Origin of the sequence: Bradyrhizobium sp., assembly GCF_019244115.1 — a bacterium.
Taxonomy (GTDB): domain Bacteria; phylum Pseudomonadota; class Alphaproteobacteria; order Rhizobiales; family Xanthobacteraceae; genus Bradyrhizobium.
The window spans coordinates 18,319-36,560 of record NZ_JAFATE010000344.1; the positions used below are offsets into that span (position 1 = coordinate 18,319).

Consider the following 18,242-nt stretch of genomic DNA (forward strand, 5'->3'; position numbering starts at 1 on the left):
AGATCAAATTCCCCGGCTGCGATGGCGGGCGGCCTGCAGCGACGTGGCGACGAAACCGACGTCGATGAGGCCGCGGTAAAGCTCCTGCGAGTAGAGCAGCACGGTCAGCACGGCGGCGAGTGCTGCGGCTCCGATCGCAGCCGGGCCCGGGCTTGCGCACAGTGCCTGGATGATGGCGTCGAGCGCCGCCACAGGGGTGGACGGAGGGCTGGTGCACGCGGAGGCCAGTTGCGCTGCGAATACGGTCGCGCAAGCCGGCACCACGGCGGCATTCGCCGCGGCGAGTGCGATCACGATGATGGCAAGCCCCTTTCGCAGGGTCAGAACCACATCGGCCAGCTTGACGACGAGAAGGCTGGCGAGGGCGAAGACCGCCGCAATCGACCCGGCCTGCATGCGATCGACGGTCGCTGCGGACTGGGCGCCCCACCACAGGATGGCAGCCGCGCCGGCGAGCACAAACAGGTTAGCCTTGGCGAATTCCGGGAATTTGCAGCGGAGCAGGCGGAACACGGTCTTTTCGAGCAGGTCCAGGAGCGCGCAGGCGATCAGGCCAGCGCAAAAGCCGCCGGCGTGGATGCCCCAGTCGATGCGCGGATTGCTGAGCGCCAGCACGACATTCAGGCCGATATTAATGACGAAGAAGTTGCCGGGAAGGTCGGTCCGGCCGAGGATCCACAGGCACAGCAGTGCGCCCAGGATGCCGGAGGTCGCGCCCGATGCGCCCACCGTGAGATAGGGTTTTGCGTGAAGGGCGTCACCGATGATGGCGCCGAACACCAGCGCGCTCGCGTAGACCACGACGAAATAGGTCCAGCCCAGCCGCCTTTCGAGCTGTCCGCCCCACAGCAGCAGGCATAGCATGTTGGTGAGGAGATGGACGAGGTTCGAATGCAGAAATCCATAGGCGATCAAGCGCCAGTATTCCTGGCGCGGCAGCGCGAAGGCATGCATGGCGCCATAGCGGTACAGCAGCGCGCCGGGCAGTTCCGGCGTCCCGGCAAGCTTCAGGCACAGCGCGAACACCAGGATGTTCACGGCCAGCAGCAGATAAACTGCCGCCTGAGGCGCCGCGAAAAAGCTCTGACTGTCGCGATAGGCCATGAGCGGCGAATCCCCGGGCGACGGGATGCGCGCCCGCCGGTTCCTAATAGCGGAACGGCTCGATGTCCAACAGCGGGAAAGCGCTGAGCACGCTTGGCATATTGGTCGGAGTCGCCGGATGCAGGAAGGATTTGTCGAGGTCGGCAAACGAGGTCAGGCCGAGCAGCCCGAGACAGCGGGCCACCTCGTCCTCCAGCAGTTCCAGCATCCGCTCGACCCCGCGCTCGCCGGCCGCGGCCAGCGCCCAGCACTGCAACCGGCCGATACCGACGAGATCGGCACCCGAGGCGATCGCCTTCACGATGTCGGTGCCGCGGCAGAAGCCGCCGTCGACCATGATCTTGGCGCGCCCCTTAACCGCGTCGACGATCTCGGGCAGCACATGCATGGCGCCGCGGCCATGATCGAGCTGCCGCCCGCCATGGTTGGAGACGTAGATCCAGTCGACGCCGTGATCGAGCGCGATCTTCGCGTCCTCGGCCGTGGCGATGCCCTTGATGACCAGCGGGATGTCGAACCTGTCCTTGACCAGCTTGACGGTGCGCCAGCTCAGCCCCTTCTGGTAGTCGCCGCCGGTGGAGCGCAGCCGGCTTTCGCGCACATAGCGCTTGGCGATGTCGCGCTCGCGCCGGCTGTAATGGGCGGTATCCACGGTGATGCAAAATGCCGTGTAGCGGCAGGCAATGGCGCGGCTGACATAGTCCGCGACGAAAGCGTCATCGCCCCTGACATAAAGCTGGAACATGCGTAAGGCGTCCGGCGCGGCCTCCGCGACCGCCTCCAGCCCCGGGGCGGAGACGGAACTCAGCATATGCGCCGCCCCGAAGGCGCCAGCCCCGCGCGCGACGCTGGCCGCGCCATCGGGATCAAAAATTTCCAGCGCCCCGACCGGCGCCAGCACGACCGGCAAGCGCAACTTTCGGCCGAATCGCTCGACCGCTGGGTCGACGCGCGCCACGTCGCGCAGCACGCGCGGCCGGAATGCGATCTCGTCCAGGGCCATGCGATTGCGCCGCAGCGTCGTCTCGGTCTCTGCGCCGCCGACGATGTAGTCCCACGCGTTCTGATTTAGATTGGCGCGGGCCTTGCGGATGAACTCGTGGAGATTCTGGAACGTCTCGTCGCTTGCGCCGAGCTCGATATTCTTCCGTGCGGGCCGGATCGGCGTCGCCTCGTGCATCCCCTGTCCTCCCGATCACCGGTAACGTCAGGCTGTGTTTGTCTTTCGCCTATCGTTTCTTGCGCTTGAGCGCTATCCCAAAAATGCATGGCTCCAGGGAAGCCTTGATGTGAGGTTCCATCCCTGGGGAGGAGGAAAAGTATGATCTTTTTGCCCGTGGCGGCAGAATCCGTACGACATGGCGCGGTGCCATGGCGCTTTCGCTGCGCGGTCAAGAACGGGTCGACCGTACAACCGAACAAGCCGATTTGATTGTCGCGTCCGCGGAAAATTCAGATAATTCGCGAAGTGCGGCTGACTCTGTGCCTTGAAACTAGGCGTTGATGATTCCATCTGGCCATGCGGGGCGCTCCTGTCGGACACGCCAGCAACCGTCGGGCCGGCCTTGAAGAAAACAGAAAGGAGTCCTGATTTTTCTGCTTTATCGATTCTAACATCGTATTTCATTTTTGTTGCGGAAGCGCAGATGTTAAGAGTCGCTGGGCCGCCGGGAAACGATTTTCCCGGAAAGGTGGCTTTTGGCATTCGCGTTGCGGGCTCGCGGGCGTTAGCGGCTGACGCATCGGTGAGCAGCGGATGTCGCGTTTGTTGCTGATCGTTTGTTGCTGCTGGTTGTTGGTTCTGGGTTTATCGTCAAGCGTCGTCATCTCTCGTCTCAAGGCGTCATCACCAACGCGGAAAGCGCGAAGCTATGCGGAAGAATGTTCTGTTTCTCTTGGGGTCGCTGGCTGGTGCGAGCTTGGCCCTGCTTGCGACCGGGCCTCAAGGTGAACAGCTCATTGCCAGGGCTAAGGCGGCCGCCGGCGTCGACACCTATTCCCAACTCAGCCTGTTCGGCGAAGTGTTCGAGCGCGTGCGGGCCGACTATGTCGAGAAGCCGAGCGACAGCGCGCTAGTCGAAGGCGCGATCAACGGCATGGTGACCTCGCTCGATCCGCACTCACGCTACATGAACGACAAGTCCTGGCACGAGATGCAGGAGACCACGTCAGGCGAGTTCGGCGGCCTCGGCATCGAAGTGACGATGGAAGACGGGCTCGTCAAGGTCGTGGCGCCGATCGACGACACGCCTGCGGCCAAGGCCGGCCTGCTCTCGGGCGACCTCATCACCCAGATCGACGGCGAGGCGGTGCAGGGGCTGAGCCTCGAGCAGGCCGTGAACAAGATGAAGGGCGCGGTCAACACCAAGACCAAGCTCAAGATCATCCGCAAGGGCAAGGATGTGCCGTTCGACGTCGCGATCACGCGCGAGATCATCCGCGTCAAGCCGGTGCGCTCGCACACTGAAGGCGGCGACATCGGCTATATCAGGATCACCTCGTTCAACGAGCAGACCACCGACGGCCTGCACAAGGCGATCGCCGACATCGGCAAGGAGATTCCCGCCGACAAGCTCGCCGGCTACGTCGTCGATCTTCGCAACAATCCGGGCGGCCTGCTCGACCAGGCGGTGTCGGTCGCCAGCACCTTCCTGCCGCGCGGCGAGATCGTCTCGACGCGGGGCCGCAATCCGGAGGAGACCCAGCGCTTCACCGCGCGCGGCGGCGACCTCACCAAGGGCAAGCCGCTGATCGTCCTGGTCAACGGCGGATCGGCGTCGGCCTCCGAGATCGTGGCCGGCGCGCTGCATGACCACAAGCGCGCGACGCTGGTCGGCACGCGGTCCTTCGGCAAGGGCTCGGTGCAGACCATCATTCCGCTCGGCGCCGGCAATGGCGCGCTGGCGCTGACGACCGCGCGCTACTACACGCCATCAGGCCGCTCGATCCAGGCCCAGGGCATCGCGCCTGACATCGAGATCCTGCAGGAGGTGCCGGACGAGCTGAAGGGCCGCGCCGACATCCGCGGCGAGGCGTCGATGCGCGGGCATCTGTCGGCCGACGGCGCCGAGCAGACCGGCTCGCAATCCTATGTGCCGCCGGACGAAAAGGACGACAAGGCGCTGAACGCGGCCTTCAACCTGCTGCGCGGCGTCACGGTCAATGCCGACGTCCGCCCCGCGCCCAAAGCGGCGGTGCCGAACTAGACTTTTTCCACTGCTTTCATCGTGCCGGCCTTGTGCCCGGGATCCACATGTTGCTTGTCCGCAGCGCAAGACGGAGATGTGTCAGCCATCTCTCCGAACACCTGTCAGCTCAGCCCTCGCGGCGAACCAAACGACAAGCCCGGCCATAACGACGGGGAAAGACTGGTATCAATGTCTGCCGTTGCCGGGTGAAGCTAGGCCGAGGCGCGGACGTGCCGGCGGTGCGAATAGATGAGCTCGTTGATCTCGCTGACGGGCCGCGCCTTGCTGAACAGGTAGCCCTGCATTTCCGTACAACCGAGCGAGCGCAAGAGCCGCCGCTGCTCTTCGGTCTCCACCCCCTCGGCCGTCGTCCTCATGCGCCGCGCGGCGGCAAGGTCGACAACGGCCCGCACGATGCTCGTGGACGCCTCCGACTCCGCGATGCGGTCGACGAAGCAGCGGTCGATCTTGATCTTGTCGAACGGAAAGCGCTGCAGATAGCTGAGCGAGGAATAGCCGGTGCCGAAATCGTCCAGCGCGATCCGCACGCCCAGCGCACGAAGCTGATGCAGGATGGCGAGCGCCGCCTCGTCGTCGCGGATCAGCACCGCTTCGGTGATCTCGAGCTCCAGCCGGCTCGCCGGAAGGCCGGCGGCCGCAAGCGCGGAGGCGACGCGCAGCGGCAGCGTGCCGCTCTTGAACTGGCTCGGCGACACGTTGACCGCGAGCTTGACGTCGTCGGGCCAGTTCGCCGCGTCGGCGCAGGCGGTCGCCAGCACCCACTCGCCGAGTTGGTTGATCAGCCCGGTGTCCTCGGCAATCGGGATGAACTCGGCCGGAGAGATGAAGCCGCGCTGCGAATGGCGCCAGCGCAGCAGCGCTTCGCAGCCGGTGATCCGGTCATCGAGCAGGTTGATGCAGGGCTGGTAGTGCACTTCCATCGCCCCTGAGCCGATCGCCTGGCGCAGGTCGACCTCGAGCTGGTGGCGCGCCTTCACCTTGGCGTCCATTTCCGGCTCGAAGAAGCTGTGGGTGTGCCGGCCCGCCGATTTGGCGGCATACATCGCAAGGTCGGCGTTCTTCAGGATCTGGTCGAGATCGACGCCGTGTTCCGGCGCCAGTGCAATGCCGATCGAGGCATCCGTCGTGAGGTGGTGGCCGAGGCATGCGAACGGCGTTCGGATGGCCTCGAACACGCGTGCGACGAGGGCGGTGACGTCGTCGATCCTCTTCACGCCGGTCTGCACGATGGCAAACTCGTCGCCGCCGAGCCGCGCGACGAAGCCGCCCGCGCCGACGCAGCCGTTCAAGGCGCGCGCGACCGATTTCAAAAGCTCGTCGCCGACCAGATGGCCGAGCGAATCGTTGACGCTCTTGAACTCGTCGATGTCGATGTAGTGCACCGCGACGCGCTGTCCGGGCAGGATGTCGGCCAGTTCCTGCTTCAGCCATTCGTGGAACAGCGTGCGGTTCGGAAGATCGGTCAGCGCGTCATAGTGAGCAAGATGGGTGATGCGCTGTTCGGCGAGCCGCCGCTCGGTGATGTCCTCATGGGTCGCCACCCACCCGCCGTCCGCCAGGGGTTCGTTGACGATCTGAACGAAGCGCCCGTCGGAGGTCTCGATCACGGTCGTCTGCTTGCGTCCGATGTCGCGCAGCACCGCATCGACATAGGCCTCGACGTCGCCGACGAACGAGCCGGTAGCCCTGCGATGCGCGATCACGTCCCGAAAACTGCAGCCCGGCTTCACGACGTCCGCCGACAGGCCATACATCTCGATGTAGCGGTTGTTGCAGACGACGAGCCGCTGCGAGGCATCGAACAGCAATAGGCCCTGCGTCATATTGTTGACGGCGCGGTCGAGGCGCTGCGTCTCGAGCCTCAGGCGGCGTTCCGACCTCCGGTGGTCCTGCGACAGCCGGCGCACCGCGACGACCAGCAGGGCCGCGATCAGCAGCATGGAGCTGCCGCCGACGCTGATCAAAAAATTCATCTGCTCGCGCCAGCCGGCAAGCGCGGAGGACAGGGTGGTCGAGGCCACCACGAAGATCGGGAAATTGTCCAGTCCATAGGCTGCGCCGAGCCGCTCCTGGCCGTCGGCGGGACTGACGTAGATTCCGGTGCGGGGGCCCGGCTGCGCGCCGATCAGGCGGAACAGCGGGCCGTTGCGGAAATTACGGCCGATCACCGCCTCGTCGTGCGGGTAACGGGCGAGCAGCGTGCCGTTGCGATGGATCATCGAGATTGCGGCATCGGTCCCGAGCGCGACGGACGCGAAGAATTTCTCGAAATGCAGGGCCTCGAACCCGCGTCCGATGACCCCCAGGAATTCGCCATTGGGCGCAACCAGTTTGCGCGCAAGCACGGTGGTCCAGGCGCCGGAGATGCGGCTGTGGACCGGCTCGACCAGCACGTCCGGTGCGTTCGGGTCGGTCTTGAAGGCCCTGAAATAGGGCCGGTCACCGACACGCACCGCGGGTACCGGCCAGGCGCCGGAGGAATTGAGCAGCATGCCGTCCGAATCGAACAGCGTGACATTGCCGACATAAGACAAGGCGCCGACATTGGTCTTGAGCATCAGATGGATGTCGGGACTGGACATCCGGTTCTTGAAGCGGTCGCCAGTATCGATACCTGCCGAGCGGACAAAGGCGGCAAAGTCCTGCTGGATCGCGCCGAGATCGCGGAACTGTTGATCGAAATGCCGCGCCAGCAACAGGACGGTGTTTTCCAGCTCGCGCCTCGCGCCGTTGAGCGCCCGCTCACGGAAGATGCCGGCCATGACGGTCGTGCCGACCGCGATCGCGACGATCAGGATGAGGCCGCCGATCACCAGCATCCGGATCGGGCCGCGGCGCGCCGGACTGTCAATCGTGATGGGCGGGGACCCGCTTGTCATTGGCAGCCCAGGGGAGAGGAGGAACACCGAACGCGGTCGGGACGCTTTTTAAAAAACACAACCCGGCCCCATAGCTACGCGACCGGTATGGAAGTGGCGTTAGCAATCTCGGTAAATTGGAAATTAATTTTCCGGCCGCGGCCGCGTCGTCTGTGGCTGCGGCCGCGATGCAAGCCGGAATCATTTGCCGTCTTGCGGCGCGCAGGCGGAAAGAGATTCCTGCCTCCGCTGTGCCTACCCGCGGTTAACCACCTAAGCCCCTGAAGCGGCGCACTTACGAATTGGCATCGTCCTTGCGAGGACCATGGCGATCAAGCAGGAGGTCCAGCGCAATGAAAGACGTTTTCATCCGATTCCTCTCAGACGAGTCCGGCGCGACATCGATCGAATACGGTCTGTTGGTCGCATGCATTTCGTTTGCCGTGCTGTCCAGCGTCAATGCGGTCGGCAAGCAGCTGTCCACCAAACTCGCCGCCGTCAGCACGTCGCTGCATTAGAGCAGGAAAGATGTTCGGTCGGATCGGTCTCCTACGCGCCTGCGGCTCACCTCTCCCCGCTTGCGGGGAGAGGTCGCCGGGCACTTGCGCGGCGGGTGAGCGACGCGGCGACGATCGAACCCGAACGCACCACCCTTTTGAGGACGAGAACGTTCGGGCTGAATGGTTCAGGCGCGATAGTGGCCGGACTTGCCGCCCATCTTCTCGACGATATGGATGGCCTCGATGCGCACGCCGCGCTCGACAGCCTTGATCATGTCGTAGATCGTGAGGCATGCGACGGAGACCGCCGTCAGCGCCTCCATCTCGACCCCGGTCGGGCCGGTCACTTTTACGCTCGCACGGACCAGGCACCCCGGCAGCGCCGGATCGGGCGTGATGTCCACGGTGATCTTCGAGAGCGCCAGCGGATGACAGAGGGGAATGAGCTCCGCGGTGCGTTTTGCGGCCATGATGCCGGCTATGCGTGCCGTGCCGAGCACGTCACCCTTCTTGGCGTTGCCGGAGACGATCAGCGCGAGCGTCGCCTGGCTCATGATCACGCGCCCTTCGGCGACGGCGATGCGCTCGGTCGCCGGTTTCTCCGAGACGTCCACCATGCGTGCTTCGCCTGACGCATCGATGTGGGTGAGTGCGGATGCCTCCGGCTTGCGCGGCATTAGCGCGTGCCCGTCGCGGTCACCGGCTCGCTCCTCGACAACAGGCCCTGCGTTGCTGTGGCAACGTCGGCCTGCCGCATCAGGCTCTCGCCGACCAGAAAGGTCGAGATGCCGACACGCGCCAGCCGCGCGAGATCGGCAGGCGCAAAGATCCCGCTCTCGCCGACCAGCAGGCGGTCTTTCGGCACAAGCGGCGCCAGCGCCTCGCTGGTCGCGAGCGTGGTCTCGAAAGTGCGCAAATTGCGATTGTTGATGCCGATCATCGGCGACCGCAGTTTTGTGGCGCGCTCGAGTTCGGCGCGGTCGTGGATCTCGATCAGCACGTCCATGCCGAGCGCGAGCGCCGCATCCTCGAGATCGCGCGCTGCGGCGTCGTCGAGCGCCGCCATGATGATCAAAATGCAGTCGGCGCCATGCGCGCGCGCCTCGACCACCTGATAGGTGTCGAACATGAAATCCTTGCGCAGCACGGGCAGGCTGGTGGCGGCGCGTGCCGCCACCAGGTAATCCAGATGACCCTGGAACGAGGGCGCGTCCGTCAGCACCGACAGGCAGGCGGCGCCGCCGGCCTCATAGGCTTTCGCCAGCAAGGGCGGATCGAAATCGGCGCGGATCAATCCCTTTGACGGCGAGGCCTTCTTGATCTCGGCGATCAGCGCATACTCGCCCCGGGCGAGTTTGTCGCGGATCGCGCGCGCAAATCCGCGCGGGGCGGACGCCGCCTTGGCGCGCGCCTCGATCTCGGCCGGCGGACAGGCCCGCTTCGCGGCCGCGATCTCCTCGCGCTTGTAGGCCTCGATACGCGTGAGAATATCGGACATCGGCGGCACCGTCCTAACTGTTGGAGACCGCGATCAGTTGCTTCAAGCGCGTGGCTGCCGCACCGCTGTCGAGCGACTGCGCGCCAAGCGCGACGCCTTCCTTCAGGTTCTTGACCTTGCCTGCGACGACCAGCGCCGCCGCCGCGTTGAACAGGGCGACGTCGCGAAACGGGCTCGGCTTGCCGTCGAGCACGCTCCGAAGCGCGACCGCATTGGCGTCCGCATCGCCGCCTCTGAGCGACTCGCCATGCGCATGCGGAAGACCCGCATCGTCGGGCGAGATCTCAAAGCTTCTGACTTGCCCGTTCTCGAGCGCGGTCACGAAGGTCGGACCGGTCAGCGTGATCTCGTCCAGACCGTCAGAGCCGTGCACCACCCAGGCGGCATCGGAGCCGAGATTCTTCAACACCTGCGCCAGCGGCTGCACCCATTGTCGCGAGAACACACCGACCATCTGCCGCCTGACGCCGGCCGGGTTGGTCAGCGGCCCGAGCAGGTTGAAGATGGTGCGGGTGGCGAGCTCGACCCGGGTCGGCCCGACATTCTTCATCGAAGGATGATGGGCTGGCGCGAACATGAAGCCGATGCCGGCTTGCTTGACGCAGCGGCCCACGTGATCGGGCTTGAGGTCGATCTTCACCCCCAGCGCCGTCAGCACATCGGCCGCGCCCGAGCGCGATGACAGCGCGCGATTGCCGTGCTTGGCGACGGGAATGCCGGCACCCGACACGATGAAGGCCGCGCAGGTCGAGACGTTGACCGAGCCCGAGCCGTCGCCACCGGTGCCGACGATGTCGATCGCATCGCTGGGCGCATCGACCCGCAGCATTTTGGCGCGCATCGCCGACACCGCGCCAGTGATTTCGTCGACGGTCTCGCCGCGCACGCGAAGCGCCATCAACAGTCCACCCATCTGCGAGGGCGTTGCCTCGCCCGACATCATGCTGTCGAACGCGGATGCGGCCTCCTCACGCGACAGCGAGGCGCCGGTGGCGACTTTGCCAATGATCGATTTGAGGTCGTCCATCCCCTGCCTACACAAACCTATTGTTCGTTGTTCGCCCCGGTCACCTGGGCGACGGCCGCCTCGTTGATCGTCGTCCCCAGGTTCTTTTCCAGTTGATGGACGTATTGCGTGACCTGCTCCTCGGTCAAGTTGCCTTGCAGCGTCTCCTTGAGCTTCTTGACGTCCTCGGCGGCGAAATCCACCTTCGGCACCACCACATCGGTGATCCGGAAGACGATCCACTCGCCGCCGCCGGTGCCCGGCGTCTGCCCGGCACCGTCCTTGGGTGTGCGGAACGCCGCCGTGATTGCGCCGGCAGGGACACCGGGCGAGGCCGTTTCGCGCTTCAAGTTGGTCGCGGTCTCGACCTTGACGCCAAGGCTCGCGGCCTCATCCGCAAGGCTGGCGCCGGTGGTCAGCTTCTGCACCATGTCGTTGGCCTTGCTGCGCAGTTTCGCAGCGACCTGGTCCTCGCGCCAGCGTACCTCGACCTGGTCCTTGACCTCGTCGAGATTGCGGTCGCGCGAGGGCGTGATGCCCAGCACGTCAAACCAGACATAGCCGCCCTTGAAGGGGATCGCGTCATTGTCGACGCCGACGTCGCTGCCAAATGCCTGCGTCACGACATTAAGGCCAACCGGGACGTTCGCAGGTTCGCCGTTCGGCAGCTTGCCGGAACGGTCGACGGCGTCGATCGTGGTGGCGGTCAGGCCGAGCTTGTGGGCCGCTTCGACGACGCTCGCGCCGCCGCCGCGCTCGTCCTCCATCTTGTCGCGCAGGCTCGTCGCCTGGTTGCGGGCGCGTTCGGTCGCGATCTCCCGCTTCAGCTCGGGCGCTACGCTCTCATAGGACGGCTCGATCGCGGGCTGGATGGTGCCGATCTTGACCAGCGCCACGCCAAAACTGCCTTTGACAGGCTGGCTCACCTCGCCCGAGGGCAGTGCAAAGGCGGCGTCCGCAACCGCGGGATCCAGGATCGCGGATTTCGTCACCAGGCCGAGATCGAAGTCCGCGGCCTTCAGGTTGCGCTCCTTGGCGAGGTCGTCGAACGACAGGCCGGAGGCGATGCGCTCGCGCGCCGCCTGGGCCTCTTCGACATTGGGGAACACGATCTGCGACACCTGCCGCTTCTCCGGCGTTCCCAGCTGGTTGCGGCGCTGCTCGAACAGTTTTTTCGCGTCCTCGTCGGACACCTCGGCGCCCTTGGCGAGGTCTTCGGGCGTGATCGCGACAAACGCGATCTTGCGGTATTCGGGGGCGCGAAACAGCGTCTTGTGCTCGTCGAAATAGGCGGCCAGGGCCTCGGGCGAGGGCGGATCGATGGTGCCGGCCTGCGCTGCGGTCAGCCGCACATATTCGATCGAGCGCTGCTCGTCCGCGAACCGGCTTTGGGCCTCGATCAGGGTTTTCGGCGGCTCCAGGGCGGCCGAGATGGTGCCGGTGATCTGACGGCGCAGCCCGACGCGGCGGCGATCGGCGATGTAGCGCGCTTCGGTATAGCCGAGCTGGCGGACGATGGTCTGGAAGCGCTGGGCATCGAACTTGCCGCCGCCGCCCTTGAAGTTGGGATCGTCATAGATGGTCCGCAGCGTTTCGGCGTCGGACTGGTTGAGCCCGAGCCGGCGCACCTCCTCGTCGAGCGCGGCTTCCCCGATCGTCTGCAGCAGCACCTGACGGTCGAGGCCGAATGCGCGCGCCTGCTCCTGCGTCAACGGACGGCCGAACTGGCGGCCGATCTGTTGCAGGCGGTCGGTATAGATCTGGCGGAATTCGTTGAGCGAAATTTCGGTCGAGCCGACCTTGGCGGCGGTCGATTGTCCGAACCCGCGGAAAATATCGGCGATGCCCCAGATTCCGAAACTGACGATCAATACGCCCATCACGACGGCCATGATGGTCTTGCCGAGCCAACCTGATGAGGCGTTGCGTAGTCCTCGAAGCATGTGTCCAATCTGTCTTGAAGGAGGGGGGCTCGCACCTGTCGCGGAAGCGCAAAAGGGCGTCACCAATTGATGGGACATCATAAAGTGCGGGCCGCGTGCCTGCAACCTCGCTTCCGAGCATTGATCTCGGACGAAAGCCGAATATTAGCAGCAGGAAAGCTGACACTGGAACTGCGGCTGCGGCTCTGCTAGCGGATGCCAAAGAGCAATCAACCGGGTTGTCCCGCCATGACCGACGCCATCCGCCCGCTGATCGCGGGAAACTGGAAAATGAACGGCCTCAAGGTCTCCTTGGGGGAGTTCGAGGCCATGCTTGCCGGCAGCGCCGCGGTCTCATTAAAGGCTGACCTTCTGGTCTGTCCGCCCGCCACGCTGATTTCGACCTTTGCCGGGCAGGCGAGGGGGGCGACGGCGCTGTCGATCGGTGCGCAGGACTGCCACCCGAAAGCGTCGGGCGCGCATACCGGGGACATCTCGGCCGAGATGCTCGCCGATGCCGGCGCACGCGCCGTCATCGTCGGCCATTCGGAGCGGCGGACCGATCATGGCGAGAGCGATGATTTGGTGCGCGAGAAGGCCGAGGCGGCCTGGCGCGCGGGCCTCGTGGCAATCGCCTGCATCGGCGAGACCCAGCACCAGCGCGATGCCGGCCAGGCACTGGAGATCTGCCGCGGCCAGCTCAATCTGTCGCTGCCCGGCGGGGCGAGGGCCGACAATCTGGTCGTCGCCTATGAGCCGGTCTGGGCGATCGGGACCGGGCGCACGCCGACGACCGATGATGTCGCCGAGGTTCATGCCGCGATCCGCGAGGTGCTGGTCACGCGCTTCGGCGCCGAGGGCGCGAGGATGCGGATCCTCTATGGCGGCTCGGTCAAACCGTCGAATGCAGGGGAGTTGATGGCGGTGGCCAACGTCAATGGCGCGCTGGTCGGCGGCGCCAGCCTGAAGGCCGCCGATTTCCTCGCGATCGCGGCCGCCTGTTAGGCAGAGGCTCGATCGAGGCCAAGCCGGGCGGACGTCACATCATGTTCGTCGGCCTCGTGCATCCGCCGGCCGCGGGGGAGAAAGCCCGGGGCGTCCTGCAGTTCGAGCACGCCGGCAGGGTCGAGGTCGAATTCGAGGTGGTCGCGATGGGAGCTCCGCCGCCGGGAGGCCGTGCCAATTGAGCCCGCACGACGCTCATTTGGCGTGCTCGATCACCTTGAGGTCCCGGATCGTGTAGGTCTTGTCCTCGACCGAGAATTCAATCCTGTCGCCAGCCTTTACGCCATCGCTCAGGCTGCGCGGATTGACGCGGAACAGCATCTCCATCGCCGGCATCAGGCCTTTGATCTCCTGGTGTTTGACGGTCAGCGCTCCGGTCTCCGCGTCGATGTCGGTGACGACGCCGATTCCTCGAAAGCGGCCGTTGCTGTCCTGAACCAAAGTGAGGTCGGCGCGCGGCGGGCGCGTAAGCGCGGAGCTTTTGGGAGAGAAGGCGTGCCCCGCTTCGAGGCCGAGTGCCATTGCGGCTGCGCACATGACGATGCAAGTTTTCATGACAAGCTCCGAATACCCGGCCTCAACCGATGACTCGTCATGCCCGGCCTTGTGCCGGGCATCCACGTCTTTCTTCGTCGTTGCGCCAAAGGCGTGGATGGCCGGGACGAGCCCGGCCATGACGAAGTGGAAAGGTCTGTGCCAGCGCCCGTTGCTATTACATGAGCGGGATCGGTCTGGGAAAGTGGGAGATGGGCTCGCTTTATGATGCAGCAGACTGGTCGTCCGCGAGCCGCTTCCAGTAGATCATCGTCCCGGTCAGCCCGCCATGCGGCTTCAGCGCATAATCCGGGATGATGCCGGCGAGCATGAATCCCATGCGCTCGTAAAGCGCGGAGGCGCCGTCCTCGACCGCGGTATCGAGCACCAGCAGCGTGCGGCCGCGCGCGATTGCGAGTCTTTCGGCCATATCCAGCAGTGCGGTCGCAACGCCGCGATGCCGGTGGCTGAGGCGCGTCATCATCTTGGCGATCTCGGCGCGATGCGGCTGGTTCGGCGGCAGGTCGAGCAGCAGCGTCACGGTGCCGACCAGCGTATCGCCGTCGAATGCGCCCAGCACGATTCGTTCGCCCCGCTCGGCGGCGGCGAGCGAGCCCTCCCAGAACCGTGACGCCGACTCGCGCGGCAGCGGATGCATGAAGCTGACCGAGCCGCCATTGGCGACCACCTCGACCAGGATGTCACTCAAGGCCGCGGAGATCTTGGCGGATGATGTCAGCGGCTCGATCCTGAATTGGTTCATGGTCAGCCCCTGGCCAGTGCAACGACATATTCGCAGGGCGCGCTCGTCTCGTTGGCGAAAGTGGTGTCCGCGGGCGCGCCGAAGCCGAGACAGTCTCCGGCGCCGAGTACGTAGCGGTCGCCGCCCTCCGATAGGACGAGGCTGCCGCGCCTCACCCACACGATCTGGCGGATATGGGCATAGGAGGATTTTGGCAGCGTCACGCGCTGGCCGGCCGGCATCTCGACCTCGACCAGTTCGACGGGGTGATCGGGCCGGCCGAACACCTGCCTGCGGACGTAACCAGTCTCGGGATCGCGCCAGACCGGCTGGTCGGCGATGCGCGACAGCCGATCGGGCTGTCCTTCGGCGCGCAGCATAAGCCCAGCCAGGGTCAGGCCGAATGCAGCCGAAAGCCGGACCAGGATGGCGGCGGTCGGGCTCGCCTCGGCACGCTCGATCTTGCTGATAGTGGCCTTGGCGACGCCGGAACGCTCGGCGAGATCCGATAGCGACCAGCCGCGGCTGTCGCGCTCCAGCCGCAGCCGCTCCGCCAGTTTGAGACTGAAATCGTCTACTATAGTAGTCATTTGGACACTATAGTAGAAACTTGCAAGCCGACGCAAGACGCCGCGGTGAGATCATCACAAAAGCTAAGCCGCGCTTGCTGCGCCGCCGGCAGGGACTATCTGCCGATTGCGGCACGCGAGCAGGGGGTGACAATGCCCCATGGCTTCGTGTAACACCGCGCGACTTCAAAACCTTGCAAGTCTCCATGGTGCCCGCTCCGGGGCCTACAGACTTGTGTTGGAAGGGTGCAATGCAGACTGTCATCATCGTCGTTCACCTCATGATCGTGGCCGTGCTGATTGGCGCGGTGCTGCTGCAGAAATCCGAGGGCGGCGGCCTCGGCATGGGCGGTGGTGCGGGCTTCATGTCGAGCCGCGGCACAGCCAACCTGTTGACGCGAACGACGGCCGTGCTGGCTTTCCTGTTTTTCATGACCAGCCTCGGATTGAACTGGCTCGCGAGCTACGACCGCAGGCCTGCGACGATCATCGGCACTCAGCCGCCCGGTCAGTCGCAGCCCGCCGGCGGTGCAGCCCCGGTGGCGCCGCCGACCTCGGGCGGCGTGCTGGATACCCTGAAAAAGGCGGACGAACAGCAGAATCAGGCCCCCAGCGCGCCCGAGGCGCCACGGTCGCAATAAAGCAGGGTGGCCATGCAGGATTAGTGTTCGCTTCCTGCATCAAAAATCCTGTCTAACGCATTGAAGACATTTTCGTTTCGGCGTCACCCACAGCCGCTTTCAAAGTTCGGGGTGACGGTCTTTTCGCTTTGGCGAATCGGCACCACGACCTTAAAGGTAAAGTCCCATGGCGCGGTACATCTTCATCACCGGCGGCGTGGTCTCCTCGCTCGGAAAAGGTCTGGCATCGGCCGCGTTAGGCGCGCTGCTGCAGGCCCGTGGCTACAGGGTTCGGCTCCGAAAGCTCGATCCCTATCTGAACCTCGATCCCGGCACGATGTCGCCGTATCAGCACGGCGAAGTTTTCGTGACCGACGATGGCGCGGAGACCGATCTCGATCTCGGACATTACGAGCGCTTCACCGGGCGCCCGGCGACGCGCGCCGACAATATCACCACCGGCCGCATCTATCAGGACATTCTGACCAAAGAGCGCCGCGGCGATTACCTCGGCGCCACCATCCAGGTGATCCCGCACGTCACCAATGCGATCAAGGAGTTCATCCTTTCGGGCAACGAAGGCTATGACTTCGTGCTGGTCGAGATCGGCGGCACGGTCGGCGACATCGAGGGCCTGCCGTTCTTCGAGGCGATCCGCCAGCTCAAGAACGATCTGCCGCATGGTCACGCGATCTACATTCACCTGACGCTGCTGCCCTACATTCCCTCTGCCGGCGAGTTGAAGACCAAGCCGACCCAGCATTCGGTCAAGGAGCTGCGCTCGATCGGCATCCAGCCGGATCTTCTGCTGTGCCGTACCGACCGGCCGATCCCGAAGGAAGAGCGGCGCAAGCTCGGGCTGTTCTGCAATGTGCGCGAAAGCGCGGTGATCGAGGCGCGCGACGCCGACAGCATCTACGCCGTGCCGCAGGCCTATCATGCCGAGGGTCTCGACGACGAGGTGCTGGCGGCGTTCGGAATCCAGCAGCCCACCGCACCGGAGCTTGCGAGCTGGAACATTATCAACGAGCGCATCCGCAATCCGGAAGGCGACGTCACGATCGCGATCGTCGGCAAGTACACCGGCATGAAGGATGCCTACAAATCGCTGATCGAGGCGCTGTCGCATGGCGGCGTCGCCAACAAGGTCAAGGTCAATCTCGACTGGATCGAGAGCGAGGTGTTTGAGAACGAGGACCCGGCGCCGTTCCTCGAGCACGTCAACGGCATTCTGGTGCCCGGCGGATTTGGCCAGCGCGGCGCCGAAGGCAAGATCAAGGCGGCGCAGTTCGCCAGGGAGCGCGACGTGCCGTATTTCGGCATCTGCTTCGGCATGCAGATGGCCGTGATCGAGGCGGCGCGCAACCTGATCGGGATCGCGGAGGCCAATTCCACCGAGTTCGGACCGACGGCTGAGCCCGTGGTCGGGCTGATGACGGAATGGCTCAAGGGCAACGAGCTCGAACGGCGCACCCAGAACGGCGACCTCGGCGGCACGATGCGGCTCGGCGCCTATCCCGCGGTCCTCAAGCGCGGCAGCCGGGTCTCGGAGGTCTATGGCGGCGCGATCGAGATTTCCGAGCGCCACCGCCATCGCTACGAGGTCAACACCGCCTACAAGGACCGCCTGGAGCAGCGTGGTCTGAAATTCTCAGGACTTTCGCCAGACGGCATTTTGCCGGAGATCGTCGAATATGAGGACCACCCCTGGTTCATCGGCGTGCAGTTCCATCCCGAACTGAAGTCGCGGCCCTTTGAGCCGCATCCACTGTTCGCGTCCTTCATCCAGGCCGCGATGGTGCAGAGCCGGCTGGTGTAAGTCGTCAGATGCAAAGCGTTGCGCGGCATCATCGTGCCGCGCCCATGCGATTGCGTCTCAAGACAGCCTCCCGGTCAGCCGCTATAAGCGGCCGGTCACCAGGGAGGAACCAGGCAATGATCTACGAGAGCCGCGTCTATCGCTGCATCCCCGGCCGTCTGCCGGCGCTTCTGAAGCGGTTTGAGAACGTCACGCTAAAACTCTGGGAGAAGCACGCGATCCGGCCGGTCGGCTTCTTCACGACGCTGATCGGCGAATCCAACCAGGAACTGACCTATTTCCTGGCCTGGGAGTCGCTCGCCGAGCGCGAAACCAAATGGACCGCGTTCCAGTCCGATTCTGACTGGATCTCCGCGCGCGCGAAAAGCGAGGAGGACGGCCAGATCATTCAGAACATCGTCAGCCAGCTTCTGGTGCCGACCGCGTTTTCGGCGATGAAATAGGCCGCGGAACGGCCGCGTCGGCGCAACCCAGCCTATTTTAGGCCGCCGATCCCTAAAGCCGATAATCGCTTTTCGACCTCACGCTTCAGGCCCTATGGTCCACCGACAATTCGGGGAAAATACCGTGGATGCCCAAAATTCCGCTTCACCCGTGGTGACCGCAGGCTCGGTTGCCTTCGGCAACAACCTGCCGCTTGCGGTGATCGCCGGCCCCTGCCAGCTCGAAAGCCGCACCCATGCGCTGGAAGTCGCCACCGCGCTGAAGGAGATTTCCGGCCGGCTCGGTATCGGGCTCGTCTACAAGACCTCGTTCGACAAGGCCAACCGCACCAGCGCGTCGGGTCAACGCGGCCTGGGACTGAACAAATCGTTGCCGATTTTTGCCGAGATCAGGTCTTCGCTCGGCCTGCCGG

18 protein-coding genes and 1 pseudogene are annotated in these 18,242 nt (G+C 64.7%); 8 read left to right on the plus strand and 11 right to left on the minus strand.

Translation table 11 applies throughout. From position 1 onward, the window contains the following. Positions 1-3: 3 nt before the first annotated feature. From JOZ76_RS15210 to JOZ76_RS15220, 3 genes are all read right to left on the minus strand, one after another. Complete coding sequence (locus tag JOZ76_RS15210; RefSeq protein WP_291699439.1) at positions 4-1,104, minus strand: rhomboid family intramembrane serine protease; 1,101 nt, start codon at positions 1,102-1,104, stop codon at positions 4-6. Positions 1,105-1,147: 43 nt separating this feature from the next. After that, complete coding sequence (locus JOZ76_RS15215; protein ID WP_291699440.1) at positions 1,148-2,284, minus strand: alpha-hydroxy acid oxidase; 1,137 nt, start codon at positions 2,282-2,284, stop codon at positions 1,148-1,150. Between the two features lie 443 nt (positions 2,285-2,727). After that, positions 2,728-2,931: a hypothetical protein gene (locus tag JOZ76_RS15220; protein WP_291699441.1), complete on the minus strand. Its 204-nt coding sequence runs from the start codon at positions 2,929-2,931 to the stop codon at positions 2,728-2,730. Between the two features lie 44 nt (positions 2,932-2,975). Between JOZ76_RS15220 and JOZ76_RS15225 the strand changes: the two genes are divergently transcribed. Beyond that, positions 2,976-4,310 (plus strand): S41 family peptidase, encoded by a 1,335-nt coding sequence (locus JOZ76_RS15225; protein WP_291699442.1) that lies wholly within the window; start codon positions 2,976-2,978, stop codon positions 4,308-4,310. 194 nt (positions 4,311-4,504) lie between these two features. On the opposite strand, the gene JOZ76_RS15230 is transcribed toward JOZ76_RS15225, so the two are convergent. Then, positions 4,505-7,192 carry a bifunctional diguanylate cyclase/phosphodiesterase gene (locus JOZ76_RS15230; RefSeq protein WP_291699443.1) on the minus strand — a complete coding sequence of 896 codons (2,688 nt, stop codon included), beginning with the start codon at positions 7,190-7,192 and terminating at the stop codon, positions 4,505-4,507. Positions 7,193-7,524: 332 nt separating this feature from the next. On the opposite strand from JOZ76_RS15230, the gene JOZ76_RS15235 reads away from it, so the two are divergent. Then, entirely contained in the window at positions 7,525-7,689 is a 165-nt protein-coding gene (locus JOZ76_RS15235) for a Flp family type IVb pilin (RefSeq protein ID WP_291699444.1), read from the plus strand. A gap of 167 nt (positions 7,690-7,856) precedes the next feature. Here the strand turns inward: JOZ76_RS15235 and moaC are convergent, their stop codons facing one another. From moaC to JOZ76_RS15255, 4 genes are read right to left on the minus strand one after another with little or no spacing between them, the layout of a single operon-like run. Beyond that, entirely contained in the window at positions 7,857-8,348 is a 492-nt protein-coding gene (gene moaC / locus JOZ76_RS15240) for a cyclic pyranopterin monophosphate synthase MoaC (RefSeq protein ID WP_291699445.1), read from the minus strand. Further along, positions 8,348-9,169 carry an indole-3-glycerol phosphate synthase TrpC gene (gene trpC, locus JOZ76_RS15245; protein ID WP_291699446.1) on the minus strand — a complete coding sequence of 274 codons (822 nt, stop codon included), beginning with the start codon at positions 9,167-9,169 and terminating at the stop codon, positions 8,348-8,350. The genes moaC and trpC overlap by 1 nt, the downstream gene beginning before the upstream one ends. Positions 9,170-9,182: 13 nt before the next feature. Further along, a complete protein-coding gene (trpD, locus tag JOZ76_RS15250; RefSeq protein WP_291699447.1) occupies positions 9,183-10,196 on the minus strand; it encodes an anthranilate phosphoribosyltransferase in 1,014 nt (337 codons plus the stop codon). Positions 10,197-10,213: 17 nt separating this feature from the next. Next, complete coding sequence (locus tag JOZ76_RS15255) at positions 10,214-12,118, minus strand: SurA N-terminal domain-containing protein (RefSeq protein WP_291699448.1); 1,905 nt, start codon at positions 12,116-12,118, stop codon at positions 10,214-10,216. A gap of 228 nt (positions 12,119-12,346) precedes the next feature. On the opposite strand from JOZ76_RS15255, the gene tpiA reads away from it, so the two are divergent. Beyond that, complete coding sequence (tpiA, locus tag JOZ76_RS15260) at positions 12,347-13,102, plus strand: triose-phosphate isomerase (protein ID WP_291699449.1); 756 nt, start codon at positions 12,347-12,349, stop codon at positions 13,100-13,102. Positions 13,103-13,113: 11 nt separating this feature from the next. After that, a complete protein-coding gene (locus JOZ76_RS15265) occupies positions 13,114-13,284 on the plus strand; it encodes a copper chaperone PCu(A)C (protein WP_291699456.1) in 171 nt (56 codons plus the stop codon). Positions 13,285-13,297: 13 nt separating this feature from the next. Here JOZ76_RS15265 and JOZ76_RS15270 read toward each other — a convergent pair whose 3' ends face one another. The 3 genes from JOZ76_RS15270 to JOZ76_RS15280 all read right to left on the minus strand — a co-directional run bounded on the left by JOZ76_RS15270 (position 13,298) and on the right by JOZ76_RS15280 (position 14,968). Beyond that, complete coding sequence (locus JOZ76_RS15270; RefSeq protein WP_291699450.1) at positions 13,298-13,777, minus strand: copper-binding protein; 480 nt, start codon at positions 13,775-13,777, stop codon at positions 13,298-13,300. 82 nt (positions 13,778-13,859) lie between these two features. Next, complete coding sequence (locus JOZ76_RS15275) at positions 13,860-14,399, minus strand: GNAT family N-acetyltransferase (protein ID WP_291699451.1); 540 nt, start codon at positions 14,397-14,399, stop codon at positions 13,860-13,862. 2 nt (positions 14,400-14,401) lie between these two features. Continuing rightward, the gene (locus JOZ76_RS15280) at positions 14,402-14,968 is read right to left on the minus strand and encodes a helix-turn-helix domain-containing protein (RefSeq protein ID WP_291699452.1); all 567 of its coding nucleotides are present in this window, start codon (positions 14,966-14,968) and stop codon (positions 14,402-14,404) included. 230 nt (positions 14,969-15,198) lie between these two features. Between JOZ76_RS15280 and secG the strand changes: the two genes are divergently transcribed. The 4 genes and pseudogenes from secG to JOZ76_RS15300 form a co-directional block, all read left to right on the plus strand. After that, positions 15,199-15,588, plus strand: coding sequence for a preprotein translocase subunit SecG (gene secG, locus JOZ76_RS15285; protein ID WP_291699453.1), 390 nt, complete (start codon positions 15,199-15,201; stop codon positions 15,586-15,588). A 166-nt stretch (positions 15,589-15,754) separates the two neighbouring features. Beyond that, entirely contained in the window at positions 15,755-17,386 is a 1,632-nt protein-coding gene (locus JOZ76_RS15290; protein ID WP_291699454.1) for a CTP synthase, read from the plus strand. A 116-nt stretch (positions 17,387-17,502) separates the two neighbouring features. Continuing rightward, positions 17,503-17,829, plus strand: coding sequence for an NIPSNAP family protein (locus JOZ76_RS15295; RefSeq protein WP_291699455.1), 327 nt, complete (start codon positions 17,503-17,505; stop codon positions 17,827-17,829). A gap of 124 nt (positions 17,830-17,953) precedes the next feature. Continuing rightward, positions 17,954-18,242 (plus strand): annotated as a pseudogene (locus JOZ76_RS15300) (3-deoxy-8-phosphooctulonate synthase); the annotation flags it as partial.